Genomic DNA, 17,224 nt, shown 5'->3' with positions numbered 1-17,224 from the left:
GATGAACAAGCTCGTGCTCGGGACCGCCCTCGCCGTGACGCTCGCCGCGGCCGGCGCCGGCGGCCTCGCCTACTACCAGCAGGACGACACGGTCCAGGTGGAGTCGCTGTGCGCGGCGACCGCCTCCGACGCGGCCGAGGCGGCCCGCGCGCAGAACCTCGCCCTGGTCGACGTCGTCGAGCGCGGCCCGTTCGTGGCCAAGGGCGACGGCGCCGGTCTGCAGACGTTCAAGGTCCGCACCCTGTCCGTGTTCAAGGGGGCGCTGCCGGCCGAGGCGGAGATCGGCCTGCCACAGGGCGCGGAGACCCAGATGCAGACCGGCGGCCGCTACGAGGTGTCAGTCCTCGGCCCCGAAGGCGGCACCTGGCTGGCCCGCTTCACCCGCGCGGTTCCGACGGGCCAGACCTCCGCGGACGTCGCCGCGCACTGGAAGACCGAGCTCGACAAGCGCTTCGTCGAGCCGCCGTGCAACGACACCACGGCCGCGCCCTAGGAGACTGCCCCCGCCTTCCATTCCGCCGGGGCGTCCGGGGTCTCCACGTCGTCGTACAGGCCTCGGTAGGTGTCGAGGTGCGTCGCGTAGTGGGTGCGGCCAGCGTCGGTCAGGTGCAGGACCGTCAGCTGCAGGTCGGGGGAGGAGTGGCGGGGGAAGAGGTGCGGCGGAACGTCCTTCTGCGCGGCGAGGGGCCCGTCGCGGAACTCCAGGAGCTTGGCGGGTGCTGCGGCGCTGCGGGTGATGTGGCGCACCGCGGTGTTGGTCAGCCCGGAGGGGAGCGCTGTCAGCTCGGCCGGCGGCGTGCGCCCGTAGTCTGTCCACCGCCTGGACCACTCCTGGCGGATGTACAGCTCGTTGGCGATGTCGGCCTCGGCGAGGGCGGCCAGGAGCAGGAACGGCGGCCGGGCGAGGAGACCGCGCGGCTTGCTGATCTTGTGGTCGTCGAGGCTGCGGTGTGCGCCTTCGGGCAGCTCGTCGGGGACGGGTGCGTCGACGCCCGGCCACAGCTCGGCATAGCAGCGAACGTGCTGCTCGTAGTGCGCCCGCCCGGCGGCCGTCAGGAGCACCCGCCTCTCGGTCGGGGTGACCATGTGCCCCATGTAGCTCTTGAACGGCTCCGCGCCGGTCGTCATCTGCTTGGTCTCGACGAGGCGGCCGCCCTGGCGATCCATCTGCTGCAGGAAGAACAGCGCCTTGTGGGAGGGCGTGCGCTCCTCGGGCGGGGTGCCGCGGGGCGAGTACTCGGGCATCCCGTCCGGGCCTGCGCGGAACAGGCGCACCAGGTTCTCCCACAGCCACTCGGAGAGCAGGCCGCGCGGAGGGGACTTCGGCGCGGTGTGCCCAAGGCCGGCGCGGGCGGTCGCCCGGCCGAGCGTCGTCATCTTCACCCGTACCCGCGGCACCGGGCCCAGCACGGTCTGGACGATGTCGTCCTGGACCTCGATCAGGGCCCGGCGCCGCAGCGCGGCCAGCGAGGAGCCGGCGCCCTGGTCGTGCTCGTCCTTCGCGGCCAGCGCGGACTGGATCGGCGTCCGGCCCACCAGCGCGGCCGGGGCCTTGATGGAGAAGGGCAGCCAGCGCCACTCGCTGGCCGGCGTCCGGCTCCAGGTGAACGCGTCGCCCTTGTGGCTCGCCTCGGCGTTCTGGTCAGCGCTGTAGATCACCGTGAGGTAAGTCTGCTGGCGGGGGTTCAGCCCGGCCCACAGGTCAGCGGGCTGAGGACGCCGGTCGGTCACAAGGCCTCCTGGGATTGGCTTCGGCCGTCAGCGGTTCTCGCCGAGCCGCCGGGCGGTCTCCTGCGCCCCGATGCGGACGCCTTCGAGGAAGGCGTAGGCGTCGCTCAGCGACATGGGGCCCAGCCCGGACGAGCCGCGACCGCCGCTGATGTCGAAGTGGTAGCCCTGGCCGGACTCGATGACGCGGATGGTGAGACCGCTCTCGATCGAGGCGACGCCAGCACTCCACTCCACCTCGGTCAGCGGGGGCCAGGTCTCGTCGTAGGCGGGGCTGTAGCTGCCGTCAGCGTTCCGGGTGACGGTGAGCGGCTGGCGGTCGGTCAACAGGGTCTCCAGGGGCGGGAAAGGCCAGGCTGCGCGGTCAGTCGACCTCGACGTAGGTGACGATGAGGATGCTGCCGAGCGCGGTCGCGTAGAACACGACCCGAACCCCGTCGTGCTGGTAGTCGCGCAGTGCGGACGCGGTGGCGTGCGGCTTCACCGCGTCCGGGTCCGCCGCGATGGCGTTGAGGGTTCCGTCCAGGATGGCGGCCTGCGCGGGGGTGAGGAGACGGACCTGGGTCTCGGCCGGCTCGATGAACACGATCCGGGGCCGCCGCCCGCGAGTGTGCCTAGGCAACTTCGGGGGCCTCGGCGTTCCGCTCGGGCAGGCCAGCCTCCACACGGAGGTCCTCCCAGTCCCTGCCCCGGTCCAGGTCGATACCCTCCGCCGCCAGGTTCTCCAGGACGTACGCGAGCGCCGGATTCCCGGGGAACTCCGCGCGCGCGGCCTCCCGCAGCTCACGCTGTTCGTCCTCGCTGAAGATGAGGTGCGCCATCAGAGGCCTCCGCCGGTCGGGTACACCGCTGAGGCTAGCGCAGCAGCGTCGCCCCGGGCGGCCGGTCCGGTCAGGTCACGCCCTGCCCGCGGTCTTCGGTCGCGCGGTCCCGCATGCCGGGTCAGGCGGTCGCTGAGGGCAGCTCCACGACGGTGCCGCCCTCCAACCGCTGCTCCGCGTCCATCGCGTGCCCCCGGCAGGCCGGGAACGAGGTGCCGGCCGCGTCGGTGATCGTGTGCGTGACCGGCTCCCCGCACGTGGTGCCGAGCTTGTCGTAGCCCCACGACCTCGTGCAGCCCGGGTCCGTGCACCAGGCGCGGCCGCCGCTGCCCCGCAGGGTGTTGCCGTGCTCCGGGCACACGCCCCACGGCACACCGCACAGCCGTGGGTCCCGCCTGGTACGGATCCGAGCCAGGTCGGCGACGGTCAACTCCAGGGCATCCCGGCCACGGCGCATGTTCTCTGCGGCGTCGGCCAGGCGGAAGGCGGTGTCCCGGGTCTCCTCGCTCGCGCGGAGCCGGTCCTGGATTTCGGCGATGCGCTGCTCAAGTGCTTCTGTCTGGGCCGCCAACATCCGGAGCTCGGCCGGTGTCGGCTCTTGCTGCTCGTCGCTCACGGGGGTCCTCTCGGGGTACGGCGGTCCGCCGAGTATCCCAGCGACCACCGACACCGCGGGCGGGATCGCGCCTAGACGACCAGCTCAGAGTCGGAGCAGCCCGAGTCTGATGTGCCGAAGCACTGGTCCACGGACCCCCGGTCCAGGGCGACGTGGTAGTGCTGGCCCGGCGTGGCCGTGTTGACGACGATGTTCGGATCGCCCAGGTCCAGGCCGCGCCGGAACCCGTTCATCACCCAGGTCAAAGGCGCACCGAGGGCCGAGGTGTCGGTCCTGCGGGTGTGGAGCCGATCGCCAGCCTCGTCCTTGTGCGAGCAGCGGTTCGTGCGCCCCGCGAGCTCGGCGCGGATGTAGGCGATCGCCTGCTCAAGAACCTCCGGCTGGCGTACGGCCTCGTCGCGCAGCTGTCGTATCTCCCGCTCGTCGGACTCGGTGTACTTGGCGCCGTCGAAGAGAGCGTGGCAATTCGGGCAGAGCGGCAGGACGTTACCGATGTTGTGGAAGAGCGAGTAGGTGTACTCGTCGATGACCTTGGTGAACTTTTCCGTCTCCGGCACGGAACCCTTCATCTTGGTGGTCACGACCTTGAGAGTCCCGGGCCAGTTCCGGATGTGCGCCATCACCGGGTCTGGCCGGCTGATACCGCACCGCAGGCAGGACACGCCGAAGATCATCCGGACGGCGCGGAGCAGGACATCGGGGTTCCGCGGCCGGACGGTATTCATCATGCCCCCACCGTAGGGGCGCCCACTGACAACGCCTCCGAAGTGCGGCCGGGCCTGCGGTGTTCCTACAACGCGACGCCCACCGTCACGGGCTCGTTGACGAGGGTGACCCCGAAGGCGTCCCGTACCCCGGCGACGACCTCGCGGGCGAGCGCGAGCAGGTCCTCGGTGGTCGCCTCGCCGCGGTTGGTGAGGGCGAGGGTGTGCTTGGTGGAGATCCGGACGGGCCCGGTCCCGTAGCCCTTCACGAAGCCGGCCTTGTCGATCAGCCAGGCGGCGGAGGTCTTCACCTGGCCGTCCGTGGTCGGGAACGCCGGCGGCGCCACCTCGTCGCCGAGGCGCGCGCGGGCCTTAGCGGCGAACGCGTCGAAGGCCTCGATCGTGAGGATCGGGTTGGTGAAGAAGGAGCCGGCCGACCACGTGTCGTGGTCCTCCGGGTCCAGGACCATGCCCTTGCCCGCCCGCAGCCGCAGGACGGTCTCCCGGGCCCGCGTGAGGGGCACCCGGTCGCCGGCCTCGACGCCGAGGGCGCGGGCGGTCTCCGGGTAGGCGATCGGCGCGGACATCCCGTCGGCGTCCTCCAGCTCGAAGCGGACCCGGAGCACGACGTAGCGGTCGGGCTGGTCCTTGAAGCGGCTGTGGCGGTACGAGAAGGCGCACTCGGCGTTGGTGAGGGTGACCGTCTCCTCGGCCCGCCGGTCGTACGCGACGACCTCGGTGACGGTGGCGGAGACGTCCTGGCCGTAGGCGCCGACGTTCTGGATGGGGGTGGCGCCCGCGGAGCCGGGGATGCCGGCGAGGCACTCGATCCCGGCGAGCCCGGCCTCGACGGTCCGCGCGACGGCGTCCGTCCAGACCTCTCCGGCGGCCAGCTCCAGACGGGTGCCGTCGAGGGAGAAGCCGGTCGTGGCGATGTGCAGGGCGGTGCCGTCGAAGCCCTTGTCGCCGATGACCAGGTTGGATCCGCCGCCGATGACGAGCAGCGGCGTGCCGGAGGCGTCGGCCTCGCGGACGGCGGCGATCACCTCGTCGTCCGTGGTGGCGGTGACGAGCCGGGTGGCGGGCCCGCCGAGCCTGAAGGTCGTCAGCGGGGCGAGGAGGGCGTTGTTCTGTACCTGCACCCGCCACACCCTACGTGCCGCACCGCTACGGGCCGCAGATGCAGGTCAGGAGGCGTGAGCCCGGTCACATCAGGAGAGGGGCGGCAGACTCCCGAGCGGCCGCCCGGCGCCGTCGGGATGCCCGGCCGCCAGTCGCTTCAGTCGTTCAGGCGAGCCCCTTGCCGTTGTCGACGTGCCGGGCGCGAGGGACTCCCGCGTAGCGGGATGACTGGCCGCCGGGCGCCCCACGCATCATCCGCTCGGCATCGGCGCGCCGCTCTTCGACGTCGCTGACCGGATTCACCTCCGTCCAATACACGTCGAGCATCGTGCGAAGCGACACCTGGTCCTGATCCGGCCCGGTGGGCACCGTGAGCTGGTCCAGGACTCGCCAGAGTTCGTAGTCCTGCTGCTCGGCAACGCCGCCAGCGCGGGCGTGAGCGGCCTGATGCTTGCTCACTGCGAGGGCGAGGAGGCGGAGAGTGTTGCGCTGGGCACCGAAGCTTCGGTCGCCTGCGGATCGGTTCTGGTCCCTCATGATCCGAGCGATCTCGGAGAGGGCCTTCTGCATCGTCTGGTGGAAGTTGCCAGCGCGGGATCGCCAGCTCTCGTATTCGGCGCGCGTCTCGAACCAATCCCGCTTGCCCTCATAGCCGCGGGCGAGACATTCCTGCTGAAAGACCTCCCGCTCCGCCTTCCGCTTGCGCAGGGCGTGGGCGGTGCGCTGGTGCTTGGCTGCCGCGACGGACTGGGTGCGGCGGATGTTGTCGGGATGGGTCAGCCCGGCCCAGACGTCGGGGTCGCGGACGGGCGGGTGTACGTGGGCGAGGAGTAACTCCTCGAAGGCTTCGTCGTCGAGCGCGGTGATCTGACGAGCGTCCATGAACTGGCCTCCAAGCCGGTCTTGGGCGAATAGTCCCATCTTCCCGTCCCAGGAGGGCCTGCGGCGGCCGATTGGCGAACTGCGGCCGTTCAAGGGCTGTCTGAGGCCACCAGTCGCCAGAGCGAGGACGGCTAGGAAGGTGGGCGTACGGGCATCACGCCGTACGCCCACCTCACCAGGTCAGAACGGCGCATCCGAGCTGTAGGCGGCGAGCCCCGGGTTCTGGGCGGCGAACTCCGCGCGCAGCCGGGCGTCCTCAGCATCTACCTGCACGGCAGCAGCTTGCTGCTCGGCCCGGCGGGCGTCCTCCATGTCCCACTGCCCGACCAGGTCAGCACCTGCCGCTGCAGCTTCCTGTTTCTCCTGGCAGTCGTCACACAGGGCGCGCCCCGCCCGGACGGACCGGGTGCAGTAAGGGCCGGTGCAGTCCTCCAAGAGCGGCTTCGACGGCGCCACGGGGGCCCGCTGCGGCGGCACTGGCGGCTTCTCCCCGCTAGGGGGCCGGTTCCGCTGCTGCGCGGCCTTCCAGTCGGCGATTCGGACCGCGCACAGGCGGCAGTCCTCCTCTACGCCCGTGACCTTCACGCGGCCGTTCTCGCACCCGGCGTCGGCACAGGCGTACTTGTCTCCCCGGCGCAGCGGCCGGACGAGGGCCACGACGGTGCCAACCGGGTTCCGCAGCTGGCCGGCAGCGACCTTCTCGGCGAAGCCGTGGTGCAGCCAGCGGTACAGGATCCGCTGCCCCATTTCCTCGACGCTCCGCCCGTCCGCGGCCATCGCCGACAGAATCGCGTCGGCGACGACGGGAAGGCGGACCTGGTCGACGGGCAGCTCAGGCGGCAGGAACGCGAGGACCTGTTCGACCGTGGCCCGCTCGGCGCGGCTGTGCCGCTTCCCGCCGGCCGCCGCCTTCTTCGTCGAGGGGGAGCGCTGGGTCTTGCCGGACGCGGCGGAGCCGCCTTCGTCCCCAGCAGCCCTACTACCGGTAGACGAAGGGCTACGCCCGTCCACGGGGCTACGCCCCGACAGGGGCATCCCGTCTTCGCTCTTAGTTTCAGAGAGAACAGTCTTCTTCCTTATATGAGCCGCCGGGTGACCGACGGTCGGTGGACCGACCGTCGGTGAGCCGTAGGTCGGTCGCGAGTCACCCTCTGGCCAGGGCTCGGCGTTCTCCCTGGTCGCACCGACCGACGGGATTCCCGCACCCGGTCGCGACCAGCCCGCCCCGTTCTTGTTCGGGTCCAGGTGCTCCGGCTCGATCCGGTGCGACTTCACGTTCCCGCCGTCATAGATCTCCGCCAGCATGGCGCTCACGTCCTCGGCCGTGAAGGCGAACGAGTCGACGCTGAACGTCGTGTACCAGGAGCCCCCGCGCTTCGCGACGAGCTCCCCGTCCTCCTCGACCATCTCGGAGGCGGCCCGCTGCAGCTTGAACTTCACGACGAACGCCTTCTCCACGAGCATTCGCATTGCTTTGGTCAGGGCCTCACGGCCCTCGACGTGCGTCTTGCACAGGCCCTCGACGGTCACATCCTCGCCGTCACGCGCGCGGATCAGCTTCGTCAACAGGCCCGTCGCCAAGACCGACGGCAACGCGTCGATCGCCGTGTTCTCGACCGCCGCGAAACGGTTCGGCCTCGATGCTCGCTTCCTCATCGCAGGCCTCCAGCAAACGGCTGGCTCACTCGGCGCAGTGCGCCGCTTCTGGTGGGCTCCACCGGTGATCCGGGTACAGTCATCCCGTAGACCTGACTTTCACGAGGTGGGTCTTGGTGCAGCGGGCGACCACCCGCTGTTGTGCTTCGAAGGCCGGTGAGCTGTGAACTCGCCGGCCTTCGGCATGTCTGGGCTGGCGTATCGCGCGCCAGACGGGCCGGTTCACTGGGTGCTGCGGGGTGCTCTGTCCGGGCCCCGCCCCTTCGGCGGGTGGCTGCGGAAGTAGTCCAGGAACGGCTTGGTGGCCATGACGCGGGCGTTGCCGACCTTCTCGTACGGGTGCGGCTTGCCTTCGCCGAAGGGCCATTCCTGGTTGTCCTGGCGAGCGATGTACCGAACGCCGTCGGGGGTGATGCTGGTTGCGATCCCTTGCTCGACGAGGAGCTCGGCGCCCGTCTTGAAGGTGACGAAAGAGGGCAGGTCAGACCTGCCGCCGGGGGTCACAGCGAGTCCTTACGGGACGCTGGATTACTTCGATGTCTCAGAAGAAGTAGGCTCATGGAGACGGCCTTCCTGATGAGGGTTGGTGCGTCATTGCTGCCGATTTCGCAGATCGGTGGTGCAAGGACGGCCGGGTGGGGTCGGTAGCCCCTCCGGCCGTTCGCCGTCCTGGATGGAGTCCAGGACTGAACGGTCAGTGCCGCAGCACGGTCATGCCTGGTGCCTTCCGGGAAGAGGCAGTGCCTCGTAGACGAGATCCATCCGGTCTCCCGCGGCAACTACACGGAGCAGCTCCAGCGGGCGACCAGCGTTGTCGCGACTGATCCTTTCAACCGTGAGCACGGGCAGGGCAAGCCCTGTGCCGAGCTGTGCTCCCTCCTCCTTCGTGGGCATCCGGGCCCCGACGCGCTCGTCGGCCTCAGCTGGCGCCATTCCTGCAGCGGCCAGCGCTCCGTAGACGCCGCCTGTCACCTTGCCCGGCTGGTCCAGGCCGGCTGCCTGCGCCACGTCGAGCGGGTACCAGGCCTGCTGGAACTGGACGACCTGCTCCTCTATGTGCGCCTCACGACGCCGGCAGACCAAGGCGTCTTCGGACTCGAGGCCCAGCAGGGCCGCGACATCCGGGGCACGCACCTGCTCCACCGACACGGTCTTCATGACGCCCCTCAACCCCTGCGCCTCGCAGGCGGCTTCGAAGGGGCCGAGCTGGCCATCTGAGTCCAGCGAGCCTTGGTAGCGGCTCAGCGGTATCCGGACGGGTCGCCTATCTCGGACGACGGTTCCGTAGCGACGTCGCACTACGACCAGCCCTTCCTGCGCGAGCACGTCAACGGCAGCCCTGACGGTCTGCTTCGACACGCCGAACCGCTCCACCAGGTCGTCGGTGAACGGCAACTTCTTGCCGGGCGGGAGTTCTCCGCTTTCGATCTGGGCGCGCAGCTCGTCCGCGATGTCGCGGTACTTCGGCTGGGGCTTCGGCATCCGGTCCTCCTCTCTAATCACGAGACTATTCGCCGCCTAGCTTGACACGCAAGTCTAGTCCTAGGAATATTGAGTTGTGCCGCTGAGGATCCCTCAGAAGCACAACGGTCCCTGGTGGTTGCACACCAGGGACCGCGAAGCAGACCAGCCCTACCTGCCACACAGGAGGCCAGATCCGCCATGAATCAGGATCGCACGAAGACCCCCACCTCCATCTACACCGCCTCCCACGGCGCGGCTGAGGCCCTGCGCCGAGCGCGGCTGGACGACGCGAACGTGGCCCGTCCGGCGCGTCGGACGCTCGCTGAGATGGCCCCCGGTTTCGAGCGGCAGCCGGTGCTGCGTCTCGCCCCGGCGGTCGAGCGGTCCGAGGTCGACGCGGCCCGCGCCGCTGTCCGACGGCTGACCACCTACGTCGAGTCGCCCAGCTTCCAGAGCGTGCCGTGCGAGACGCAGGCCGCCGCGCTGGACAACCTCCGGTTCGAGAAGAAGCGGCTGGCGAAGCTGACCGCGAGCAACGAGCGCTGCCCGATCTGCGACATGTGGCTGTGCCCCGGGACGTGCGGCGGCTTCACCCCGTCCGGCCCGGCCTCCGCCTCGAAGGTCGTGGCGTGATGGCAGCGGGCGCGGAGTACGACGAGCTGGACCCGCTGCTGGTCGCTGCGATCGAGGACCACTTCGCCGCCGTCGACCCGATCAGCCTCCTCGCGGACGCGCTGAACGGCGCCGACCCGGAGGCCGGTGTCCTGGCGTACGAGGCGTTCCTGGGTGAGTCGGTGGAGGGGGAGCTGTGATGGCGAAGGGCTCCTACCCCTGGTATCACCGGCCGGGCGAGCTGCAGCCGCCGGTTGAGGTCGGTGTTCCGCCGCTCGACGACGAGCTCGAAGGCGTCCTCGACGACACCGCCGGGGTCCACCCCGGGGTCGACATGATCCGCGACGGGATCCGCCTCCTTGCGCTGGACGCCCTGACGGCGGACCAGACGCAGACGATCCTCTCCACGATCGCCGGGAACGGCACCGACCTGCTGGCCGCGTTCGGGCTGCTGGTGCAGCGGCTGACGAACGCCGACTCGAACCCGGCGCTCGACGGCCTGGACGCGGAGACGGCCAAGCAGGTCGAGCTGTGCGGCGAGCGGTTCGCGTACGAGCTGGCGGAGTTCGCGCCGCGTGATCACACCGGCGAGGCCGCCGCCCTCATCGACCGCTCCTGACCCACCCGCACGGCACCACTGGGGCCCGGCAACGGGCCGGGCCCCGCTCCCGACCACCTGAGAGGGCCCGCCATGTACACCAACTTCGCGCCCAACCCGGCCGACGCCGTCCCCGAGGAGATCCGCATCCAGAGGCGGCACCTGGAGAGCGGCCGCCGCGTCCTCAGCACCAACCACATCGTCGCCATCCCCGCTGGCCGGTACCAGGGCGTCGGCGGCGCCGTCATCGAGGCCGACCTCCAGGTCAAGTTCTCCCGGAAGCGCAAGCATGGCTCCTTCACCGAGATGCAGGACGGCGTCGCCATCGCCGCCCTCGTCCGCTGCGCTGGCAACGGCTGCGCCGACCAGGAGCACCAGGTGCCCGCCACCGACGCCGTCCCGCTGAGCGCGGACGCCGACGAGGCCTCCGCCGCCGCACTGGCCCCCCTCGCCGCCGCCCGGAAGTGGGCGCAGCAGCACGCCGAGACGTGCCGCGCGCTCCCGTACAACGGCCGCTGATCAACACCCTCTGACCGCCCTGCCCGCGCCGGACCGCGCAGAAGGAGCATCCACCGTGGACCACACCCCCGAGAAGATCCTCGCCAAGTACGCCGACGACGTCGCGTTCGTCGTCGAAGACAACCCGGTCGTGGACCTGTGCGACCTCGGCAACCAGCTCCTCGACGCCGTCCACATCTTCAAGCGGAGCGGCATCAACGGCTTCGAGGACATCAGGGACGCCGTCACCTTCATCGACGACGCCGAGTGGCGCGCTCCGGACGCCGCCGCGAAGCAGGTGCTGCTGAACCAGGTCGCCGACCGCCTGAAGGACCTGCCGGACATGGTCGCCGAGTACCGCCTCGCCGTCGCCTGACCACCCTCCCCACGGTGTCCGGCCCGGGAGCCGACAACGGGCCGGACACCACCCCTCTCCCCGAACCAGAGACCTCACCGAAGGAGCCCCATGTCCTCGCCCATCGCCAACTCCGTCGTCGTCATCGGTACCGCCTCCGCCAGCACCGTCATCGCCACCCAGGTCTGGATGTCCGGCGCCTCCGTGATGGCGACGGTGTCCGTCGTCGCCCTGGCCGTCGCGAACGTGGCGTGGGCGGTCAACGCCACGCGGCGCAGCGACTCCCCGAGCAGCACCGTGACCTGCGGCCAGGACGGGTGCGGCGTCCAGATCGAGATGGCTGGCGTCAGCGCGGACGAGCAGGCCCGCCTCACCGCCATCGCCACCGACCACGCCCGCCACGGCGCCGCCTGACCGCTGCGGGCGCCCTGGGGCCGGTCTCCCGGCCCCAGGGCTCCCACCGCCACCTGACCCGAGAGGAGCAGCACATGTCCCAGAAGGACATCGCCGCGGCGCTCGCCGTGGCAGCCGGCCAGCACTTCACCCGAACCCTCGCCGAGCACGGACCCGACAGCCCCGAAGTGCAGGAGGCCGTCGCCCTCGCGGACAACGCGCTCGACTACGCGGAGGACGCCGGCTGCACGAAGGCCGACTACCAGGCCGCCCGCATCAACCGCTGACTCCGAGACCAGGAAGGACACCGATCACTGTGACCATGACCCCGGCCGGCCCCGTGCCGCCCCAGCCCCTGACCATGGGGGAGTGGCAGCCCCTGCCCACCGGCGGGGTCACCACCCCCCGCAGCTCTGAGCCCGAGCCGCTGTCGATGGTGCAGAAGGTCCTCATCGGGACCGTCGCCGCCGCCGTTCTGACCATCGCGACCCTCGGGTTCATCGGCTCCTACACCGCCGTCACCAAGCTCGCCAGGGCGAAGGGCTTCGGTGCGTTCGCAGACGCGTTCCCGGTCGCCGTCGACGCCGGCATCATCGCCTTCCTCGCCCTCGACCTCCTCCTCACCTGGCGCCGCATCCCCTACCCCCTGCTCCGCCAGACCGCCTGGGGCCTCACCGCGGCGACGATCGCGTTCAACGCCGTCGCCGCCTGGCCCGACCCGGTCGGCGTCGGCATGCACGGCGTCATCCCGATCCTGTTCGTCATCGCCGTCGAGGCCGCCCGCCACGCAGTGGGCCGGATCGCCGACATCACCGCCGACAAGCACATCGAGTCACCGCCCCTGTCCCGCTGGTTCCTCAACCCCTTCAACACCTTCGTCATCTGGCGCCGCCAGCGGCTGTGGGACATCCGCTCCTACGCCGCCGTCATCGACCTGGAGCGGCAGGCCCGGATCTACCGCGCGCAGCTGCGTAAGCAGCACGGCCGGCGGTGGCGCCGGAAGGCGTCCGCCGACCAGCTTCTCGTCCTCGACCTCGTCGCCGACGGCATGAGCGTGGAGGAGGCGATCGATCTCCCCTACCAGGAGGAGAAGCGGCAGGCTGAAGCCGAAGCGAAGCGGCAGGCCGAAGCGAAGGCGAAGGCTGAAGCCGAAGCTGAAGCGAAGCACGCGGCCGAACTCCGCGACGTCGAAGCCGAAGCGAAGCGCCGGGCCGAACGTGCCGAAGCTGAAGCGGCCGAAGCCGAAGCGAAGTCCCGGGCCGAAGTCGCGGCCGAAGCGGCCCGGCTCGAAGTGGAAGCGAAGCGCCGTGAAGCCGAAGCGGCGGCCCGGGTGGTCGAAGCCGAAACCGAAGCGAAGCTCGAAGCCATCGCCCGGCGGCGCCGCGAGGCCGAAGCCGAAGCCGAACTGAAGCAGCGCGAGCAGCAGGGCCGTGCCCGGGAGATGGAGCGGCAGCAGAAGTTCGCGCAGGCCGCAGCCGAAGCCGAAGAGGTTCGACGCCAGGAGCTGGCCGCCGCGCAGGACCGGGCGCAGCGTGTGGCGGCCGAAGCCCGGACCCGAAGCGCCACTTCGGTTTCGCTTCGGCCCGGGGCCACGGGTTCGGCTTCAGCTTCGGGTGCCACTTCAGGTTCGGGTGCCGGAGCGGTCGCCCTCGGCGGGCAGCGCTCGAAGCGCGAATCCGAAGTGGAGCAGGTCCTCGCCCGCCTCCTCGAAGCCGACAGCCCGGAGGCCGTGTCCCTGGAGGACGTGATGAACGACTTCGGGCTGAAGCAGACCACCGCCTACGACCGCCTGAAGTCCGCCCGGGTCCTCTTCGAGGACGCGAAGCAGACCACCGACACCCGAAGTGCCTGACCCAGAAGGAGCCCCCGATGTCGAACCCCCCGAAGACCTGGACCGGCACCACCGTCGCCGAGGCCATCGACCTCCTGGACGCCGCCCGCGGCCTCCTCCTCGCCAAGATGGCCGCCGCGGTCCCCGGAGACGGACACGGCCAGTGGAAGACCCAGAAGACCACCCCGGTCATGGTCACCGTCACCCTCGACCACAGCGCGCTCGACGCCCTGATCGACGCCCGCCACAGCACCCCGGCGGCCGACTGATGGCGACGCAGAGCCTGCCCGTCACGGCGCCGGCGGCCCGCCGCCCGGCGCCGCGGCCGACTGCCCCGGTCACCCCGCGGCCGCCGCGCGGCCCCCACCGGCTGCACGTACCGCTCCCGACGCTGGCCCCGGACCCCCCGACCTGGGGGCAGCGCCTGATCCCCAAGGGCGTCCGGTCCGCGATGGCTGACCTGGGGCTCTGGCAGGAGCCGCGCCCCTTGAAGCCCTCGTACCACCTGGCCCAGGTGATCGAAGTCCTGACCCGCTACGGCTGGGGCCAGTCCTTCGACTTCTCTCCCACCGGCCGTATGTGCATCAGGGGTGCCCAGACCTTTCTGGAATCCACCGGGCATGTGACCGCGATCGACCGGGGGAAGGCCGTGAATTATCTCCAGACCCAACTGGCCCGCCAGGGTGTGGAGATGGAGTTTTGGGCGTGGAACGACCTTTCCGGCAACACTTTCCAAGGCGTGGAGGCCATGATCTCTGCGGCCTCCGGCCTGGCGCGTAAGAACGGAGAATAAAATGACACCGGATGAAGAGAGCGCATTCGAAGGAATTCAGGCCGGAATGGTGGCTGGAATGGCCTTCGGGAACGACGCTCCCGACGTTTCCCCGTACGCCGATGAAAGCCCGTACGGAACGCCGGTCGTGAAGTCCGAGAAGGCTGGTCTGACCCGTCGGGGGAAGGTCGCCGTCGCGGTCGCCGGGGTCGCGCTCGTCGGCGGCGGGACCATCTGGTTCCAGGTCCACTCGGCGGCCGTCGCGAAGGACGAGAAGGAGGCCGCCGCCCTCCAGATCCAGATGAAGCAGCTGGAGCTGGAGGAGATGAGGATCCGCAACGCGCAGGCGAGCAGCGACCAGAAGGCCGCGACCGCCTCCGCCGAGAAGGTCCAGGCGGCCGTCGACAAGTGCGTGAAGGACTCCTTCGCGCTGGCCGACAAGGGCTACGGACCGCCCTCGCGGAGCGCCGTCGTGGCGGACTGCAAGCAGCAGTACGAAACCGTCGACGGGTCCCTCATGACGGCCGCCAGCAACGTCCAGGCCGCCGGCCGCGGTGCAGGCGGAGCGGGGAGCGAGGGGATCAACTCCCCGACCCTGCTGGGCCTGGTCGCCGGAGGCGGCCTGGCCATCGCGGTGTTCGCGCGCAAGGGCAAGAAGGCCGACGCATAGTCACGAAAAGTAGTCGAGGTGGTTACTCCTTCCCTGCTCCCGGCCGCCTGAACAGCGAAAAGGTGCCTCTGGAGGTGCCCTCGCGGCCTTCCCAGTTCGGGAAGCGAGTAGGGAGTAACCACTCTGAGTGACGATCGAGGGAGAGTATGAGGCACGACAGGACCGGCAGGAGCAACGCGCACGGCGTGGTCTACGTGATCGGATCCGCAGCTGACCGGCGGGTGAAGATCGGCTCTGCAGGCAACGCGCGCAACCGCCTGATGGAGCTGCAATCGGGCAACCCGAACCCCCTCCGGATCCTGGCGACCGTCGAGGGCGGGCGCCTTCTGGAGAGGCTGATCCACGAGCACCTGAAGCGCTTCCGGGGGATCGGGGAGTGGTTCGACTTCGGAGAGGCGAACCCCATTCACATGGTCACCGACGCGGTTCAGGCCCTTCGGGACAAAGGGCTGTTCCCATCTCCGGAAGGGCTGGAAGAGCTCCGGGAAAGCCAGAAGCGATCGCCCTCTGCGCTCACGGTCAAGGAGAAGATCCTGGCCTCTTTGAAGGCCGGCGTCGCTCCGATGACGGTGCATGAAGTGGCCACGGCGACAGGCGTTTCCGTGCCCCATCTGGGCGTGAAGCTGTCCGAGCTCAAGAGCGTCGGGCTGGTCAGCAATTCGGAGCGCCGGTGGTCGCTGGTGGTACACGAGGAAGGTGAGTGAGAGATGGCGGTCGACACGGCGCCCCCGGTCCCCGGAGGACCGCCCGATCCGCCCGCCGCGGCCGCCGGCGGGACGCCCGCGGCGGCCGGGAACACCGGCATCATGGCCGCCCTGATGGCCGCGGTGGAACCGGCCAGGCCGGTCACCGCGACCGGTGCCGGGGCCCGGCCGGACGGTGACGACCCGACCGCGAAGGCGGACCCCGGCGGGGTGGTAGGCCGCAGCTCCCCGGGCGTCACCAGCGAGTCGTTCAAGGCCCCGGAGGACCTGGCCGGCGCCGGGTCCGACGCGGCTGGCGCCCGGTACAAGGAGGGCGTGCTCAAGACCCTGATCCGGGCGGGCGCGACTCGCTGGGCGAAGGGCGGCGGGACCGCGAACAAGCGCCTGGACGTGGCGAAGGCCAGGGCCGCCGCGCTCCAGGTGAAGGAGACCCGGACCACCACGGTCACGAAATCGCCCGGACTTCCGCCCCGGAACGGTCCCCAAGGAGGGGCCGGTGGAGGCGGGAATTCGGGCCGCAATTCCAGCGGGAGCGGCTCAGCAGGTGCCGGGCGTGGTGGGAATGGCGGCGCCACCGGAAGTGGTGGGCGCGGCTCGTCCGGCTCGAATGGGAATGCAGGATCCGGCGGTGGTCGCGGAGCTAGCGGAAACGGTGGCGGGAGTTCTCCGAAGGAGGCCGGACCGAAGCCCATTAAGGACTCTGGGGCCAAGGGGAAAGACGGCTCATCGGGTAGCTCGGGGGCTGGTGGAAAGGCGGGCAAGGACGGAAAGCCTGGTGCCGCTGGGAGCGCTGGCGGAACGGTGGCCGGTGGCTCGTCCGGCGGGAACTCCGGTGCCCCGAACGCCTCGAAGGGCAAGGCGGGCCAGGGCGCGAAGGGCGACCTGAAGAAGGGCGGCGGCCAGGGTTCGGGCGGCTCCTCCGGGAGCAGCGGCGGCTCCGGTTCGGGTGGCAGCCCTGGCAAGAACGGCAGGGGCGGGAAGGGCGGCGGCTCCGGCTCCGACGGGGCCGGCGGCCGGACCCCGCTTCAGCGCTCCAGGGAGACGGGCCACAGCGACGGCTCCAAGGTCCGGAACGTGATCGACCACGTCCAGGCGTACGCGCAGGGCGCGAAGGACGGCTACCAGGACAAGAAGGAGGCGAACGCCGAGGAGCACACGCGGCTGGACAAGGCCCGCGCCGACCACAAGGCGAAGCAGCAGGACCCGAAGAAGGACGACCCGAAGGGGACGGCGGTCACCGGGCCGAACGGCCAGACGCTCGTCATCGCCCCGCCGGACAAGGAGGACGACGGAGTGAGCACGGACGTGAAGCCCCTTCTGGTGAAGGAGATCGACGCGAACACGCTGACCCTGGGCACGGACGGCGCCCGGGGGGCGATCAGCCGGAAGGAGCTGCGGAACTTCAAGCAGTACGAGCGGAAGCTGGAAGCCAAGGAGACCCACCTGATCAAGGTGGCCGAGGCGTGCAAGTCGCTGGAGGCCGCCGCTCAGGACGAGGCGAAGGACTGCCAGCAGCTGGCCGAGCAGGCGAAGGCCGTCGAGGGCGGCGAGAAGCTCGCGGCGAAGCTGACGAAGCTGGCCGACGCGGCGAAGGCCCAGGCGGCGGAGGCCGCCGAGCTCCACAAGCGCGCGAAGCGGGCGGCGGAGATGTGCAAGGTCGTCCTGACCAACATCGGGACCCGGTACGCGCCGCTCTACAAGGCCGTCGTCGACAGCGACGTGACGAAGCCCGCCGAGCTCCGCTTCTACAACGACAAGGGCTCCTACGCGCCCGCCGCGTAGGACCGGACGGGAGTAC

The 17,224-nt window shown here is 70.4% G+C and carries 25 protein-coding genes; 14 read left to right on the top strand and 11 right to left on the bottom strand.

Features of this window, described 5'->3' with window-relative positions; translation table 11 throughout:
• The first annotated feature begins 1 nt into the window (after position 1).
• The gene (locus ABD981_RS05130) at positions 2 to 493 is read left to right on the top strand and encodes a hypothetical protein (protein WP_046909294.1); all 492 of its coding nucleotides are present in this window, start codon (positions 2 to 4) and stop codon (positions 491 to 493) included.
• Here ABD981_RS05130 and ABD981_RS05125 read toward each other — a convergent pair.
• The 11 genes from ABD981_RS05125 to ABD981_RS05075 all read right to left on the bottom strand — a co-directional run bounded on the left by ABD981_RS05125 (position 490) and on the right by ABD981_RS05075 (position 9,011).
• Positions 490 to 1,659: a hypothetical protein gene (locus ABD981_RS05125; RefSeq protein WP_131723900.1), complete on the bottom strand. Its 1,170-nt coding sequence runs from the start codon at positions 1,657 to 1,659 to the stop codon at positions 490 to 492. The genes ABD981_RS05130 and ABD981_RS05125 overlap by 4 nt on opposite strands.
• A gap of 99 nt (positions 1,660 to 1,758) precedes the next feature.
• Positions 1,759 to 2,055 carry a hypothetical protein gene (locus ABD981_RS05120; protein WP_046909296.1) on the bottom strand — a complete coding sequence of 99 codons (297 nt, stop codon included), beginning with the start codon at positions 2,053 to 2,055 and terminating at the stop codon, positions 1,759 to 1,761.
• 37 nt (positions 2,056 to 2,092) lie between these two features.
• Positions 2,093 to 2,314 carry a hypothetical protein gene (locus ABD981_RS05115; RefSeq protein WP_123954712.1) on the bottom strand — a complete coding sequence of 74 codons (222 nt, stop codon included), beginning with the start codon at positions 2,312 to 2,314 and terminating at the stop codon, positions 2,093 to 2,095.
• A gap of 28 nt (positions 2,315 to 2,342) precedes the next feature.
• Complete coding sequence (locus ABD981_RS05110) at positions 2,343 to 2,549, bottom strand: hypothetical protein (protein ID WP_123954713.1); 207 nt, start codon at positions 2,547 to 2,549, stop codon at positions 2,343 to 2,345.
• A gap of 121 nt (positions 2,550 to 2,670) precedes the next feature.
• Complete coding sequence (locus tag ABD981_RS05105; RefSeq protein WP_046909299.1) at positions 2,671 to 3,165, bottom strand: hypothetical protein; 495 nt, start codon at positions 3,163 to 3,165, stop codon at positions 2,671 to 2,673.
• A 71-nt stretch (positions 3,166 to 3,236) separates the two neighbouring features.
• Entirely contained in the window at positions 3,237 to 3,893 is a 657-nt protein-coding gene (locus tag ABD981_RS05100; protein ID WP_046909300.1) for an HNH endonuclease family protein, read from the bottom strand.
• A 62-nt stretch (positions 3,894 to 3,955) separates the two neighbouring features.
• Positions 3,956 to 5,020 (bottom strand): UDP-N-acetylmuramate dehydrogenase, encoded by a 1,065-nt coding sequence (locus ABD981_RS05095; RefSeq protein WP_345528080.1) that lies wholly within the window; start codon positions 5,018 to 5,020, stop codon positions 3,956 to 3,958.
• A gap of 136 nt (positions 5,021 to 5,156) precedes the next feature.
• On the bottom strand, positions 5,157 to 5,873 hold the full coding sequence (locus tag ABD981_RS05090; protein WP_131723894.1) for a hypothetical protein: 717 nt from the start codon (positions 5,871 to 5,873) through the stop codon (positions 5,157 to 5,159).
• 180 nt (positions 5,874 to 6,053) lie between these two features.
• A complete protein-coding gene (locus tag ABD981_RS05085) occupies positions 6,054 to 7,529 on the bottom strand; it encodes a hypothetical protein (protein WP_046909203.1) in 1,476 nt (491 codons plus the stop codon).
• Between the two features lie 222 nt (positions 7,530 to 7,751).
• Positions 7,752 to 8,033, bottom strand: a complete 282-nt coding sequence (locus ABD981_RS05080) for a hypothetical protein (RefSeq protein ID WP_046909204.1) — start codon at positions 8,031 to 8,033, stop codon at positions 7,752 to 7,754.
• A gap of 207 nt (positions 8,034 to 8,240) precedes the next feature.
• Complete coding sequence (locus ABD981_RS05075; RefSeq protein WP_046909205.1) at positions 8,241 to 9,011, bottom strand: GntR family transcriptional regulator; 771 nt, start codon at positions 9,009 to 9,011, stop codon at positions 8,241 to 8,243.
• Between the two features lie 180 nt (positions 9,012 to 9,191).
• Here ABD981_RS05075 and ABD981_RS05070 point away from each other — a divergent pair, with 180 nt between their 5' ends.
• The 13 genes from ABD981_RS05070 to ABD981_RS05010 all read left to right on the top strand — a co-directional run bounded on the left by ABD981_RS05070 (position 9,192) and on the right by ABD981_RS05010 (position 17,208).
• Positions 9,192 to 9,626 (top strand): hypothetical protein, encoded by a 435-nt coding sequence (locus ABD981_RS05070; protein WP_046909206.1) that lies wholly within the window; start codon positions 9,192 to 9,194, stop codon positions 9,624 to 9,626.
• Positions 9,626 to 9,805 carry a hypothetical protein gene (locus tag ABD981_RS05065; RefSeq protein ID WP_046909207.1) on the top strand — a complete coding sequence of 60 codons (180 nt, stop codon included), beginning with the start codon at positions 9,626 to 9,628 and terminating at the stop codon, positions 9,803 to 9,805. The genes ABD981_RS05070 and ABD981_RS05065 overlap by 1 nt, the downstream gene beginning before the upstream one ends.
• Positions 9,805 to 10,224 carry a hypothetical protein gene (locus ABD981_RS05060; protein WP_046909208.1) on the top strand — a complete coding sequence of 140 codons (420 nt, stop codon included), beginning with the start codon at positions 9,805 to 9,807 and terminating at the stop codon, positions 10,222 to 10,224. The genes ABD981_RS05065 and ABD981_RS05060 overlap by 1 nt, the downstream gene beginning before the upstream one ends.
• A gap of 72 nt (positions 10,225 to 10,296) precedes the next feature.
• Entirely contained in the window at positions 10,297 to 10,722 is a 426-nt protein-coding gene (locus tag ABD981_RS05055; RefSeq protein ID WP_046909209.1) for a hypothetical protein, read from the top strand.
• Positions 10,723 to 10,777: 55 nt separating this feature from the next.
• A complete protein-coding gene (locus tag ABD981_RS05050) occupies positions 10,778 to 11,077 on the top strand; it encodes a hypothetical protein (protein ID WP_046909210.1) in 300 nt (99 codons plus the stop codon).
• Between the two features lie 90 nt (positions 11,078 to 11,167).
• Positions 11,168 to 11,470, top strand: a complete 303-nt coding sequence (locus ABD981_RS05045) for a hypothetical protein (RefSeq protein ID WP_046909211.1) — start codon at positions 11,168 to 11,170, stop codon at positions 11,468 to 11,470.
• 74 nt (positions 11,471 to 11,544) lie between these two features.
• Positions 11,545 to 11,736, top strand: a complete 192-nt coding sequence (locus ABD981_RS05040) for a hypothetical protein (RefSeq protein ID WP_046909212.1) — start codon at positions 11,545 to 11,547, stop codon at positions 11,734 to 11,736.
• 35 nt (positions 11,737 to 11,771) lie between these two features.
• Positions 11,772 to 13,301, top strand: coding sequence for a DUF2637 domain-containing protein (locus ABD981_RS05035; protein WP_123954692.1), 1,530 nt, complete (start codon positions 11,772 to 11,774; stop codon positions 13,299 to 13,301).
• Positions 13,302 to 13,318: 17 nt separating this feature from the next.
• Entirely contained in the window at positions 13,319 to 13,549 is a 231-nt protein-coding gene (locus ABD981_RS05030) for a hypothetical protein (protein WP_046909213.1), read from the top strand.
• Between the two features lie 182 nt (positions 13,550 to 13,731).
• Entirely contained in the window at positions 13,732 to 14,073 is a 342-nt protein-coding gene (locus ABD981_RS05025) for a DUF6197 family protein (RefSeq protein WP_240495308.1), read from the top strand.
• Positions 14,074 to 14,200: 127 nt separating this feature from the next.
• Positions 14,201 to 14,722, top strand: a complete 522-nt coding sequence (locus ABD981_RS05020) for a hypothetical protein (protein ID WP_240495309.1) — start codon at positions 14,201 to 14,203, stop codon at positions 14,720 to 14,722.
• 185 nt (positions 14,723 to 14,907) lie between these two features.
• Entirely contained in the window at positions 14,908 to 15,426 is a 519-nt protein-coding gene (locus ABD981_RS05015) for a GIY-YIG nuclease family protein (RefSeq protein ID WP_165590966.1), read from the top strand.
• An 801-nt stretch (positions 15,427 to 16,227) separates the two neighbouring features.
• Positions 16,228 to 17,208 (top strand): hypothetical protein, encoded by a 981-nt coding sequence (locus ABD981_RS05010; protein ID WP_240495310.1) that lies wholly within the window; start codon positions 16,228 to 16,230, stop codon positions 17,206 to 17,208.
• Positions 17,209 to 17,224 lie beyond the last annotated feature (16 nt).

Origin of the sequence: Streptomyces showdoensis, from assembly GCF_039535475.1 — a bacterium.
Classification (GTDB): domain Bacteria; phylum Actinomycetota; class Actinomycetes; order Streptomycetales; family Streptomycetaceae; genus Streptomyces; species Streptomyces showdoensis.
Note: the sequence above shows the minus strand (reverse complement) of the source record. Positions and strands in the feature narration are given on the sequence as shown.

Bases quoted from the DNA above. Each gene is read 5' to 3' on its own strand.
- ABD981_RS05055 (WP_046909209.1), top strand. From the start codon at position 10,297: ATGTACACCAACTTCGCGCCCAACCCGGCCGACGCCGTCCCCGAGGAG.
- ABD981_RS05085 (WP_046909203.1), bottom strand. From the start codon at position 7,529: ATGAGGAAGCGAGCATCGAGGCCGAACCGTTTCGCGGCGGTCGAGAAC.
- ABD981_RS05025 (WP_240495308.1), top strand. From the start codon at position 13,732: ATGGCTGACCTGGGGCTCTGGCAGGAGCCGCGCCCCTTGAAGCCCTCG.
- ABD981_RS05065 (WP_046909207.1), top strand. From the start codon at position 9,626: ATGGCAGCGGGCGCGGAGTACGACGAGCTGGACCCGCTGCTGGTCGCT.
- ABD981_RS05090 (WP_131723894.1), bottom strand. From the start codon at position 5,873: ATGGACGCTCGTCAGATCACCGCGCTCGACGACGAAGCCTTCGAGGAG.
- ABD981_RS05075 (WP_046909205.1), bottom strand. From the start codon at position 9,011: ATGCCGAAGCCCCAGCCGAAGTACCGCGACATCGCGGACGAGCTGCGC.
- ABD981_RS05060 (WP_046909208.1), top strand. From the start codon at position 9,805: ATGGCGAAGGGCTCCTACCCCTGGTATCACCGGCCGGGCGAGCTGCAG.
- ABD981_RS05035 (WP_123954692.1), top strand. From the start codon at position 11,772: ATGACCCCGGCCGGCCCCGTGCCGCCCCAGCCCCTGACCATGGGGGAG.
- ABD981_RS05130 (WP_046909294.1), top strand. From the start codon at position 2: ATGAACAAGCTCGTGCTCGGGACCGCCCTCGCCGTGACGCTCGCCGCG.
- ABD981_RS05045 (WP_046909211.1), top strand. From the start codon at position 11,168: ATGTCCTCGCCCATCGCCAACTCCGTCGTCGTCATCGGTACCGCCTCC.
- ABD981_RS05100 (WP_046909300.1), bottom strand. From the start codon at position 3,893: ATGATGAATACCGTCCGGCCGCGGAACCCCGATGTCCTGCTCCGCGCC.
- ABD981_RS05070 (WP_046909206.1), top strand. From the start codon at position 9,192: ATGAATCAGGATCGCACGAAGACCCCCACCTCCATCTACACCGCCTCC.
- ABD981_RS05110 (WP_123954713.1), bottom strand. From the start codon at position 2,549: ATGGCGCACCTCATCTTCAGCGAGGACGAACAGCGTGAGCTGCGGGAG.
- ABD981_RS05030 (WP_046909213.1), top strand. From the start codon at position 13,319: ATGTCGAACCCCCCGAAGACCTGGACCGGCACCACCGTCGCCGAGGCC.
- ABD981_RS05040 (WP_046909212.1), top strand. From the start codon at position 11,545: ATGTCCCAGAAGGACATCGCCGCGGCGCTCGCCGTGGCAGCCGGCCAG.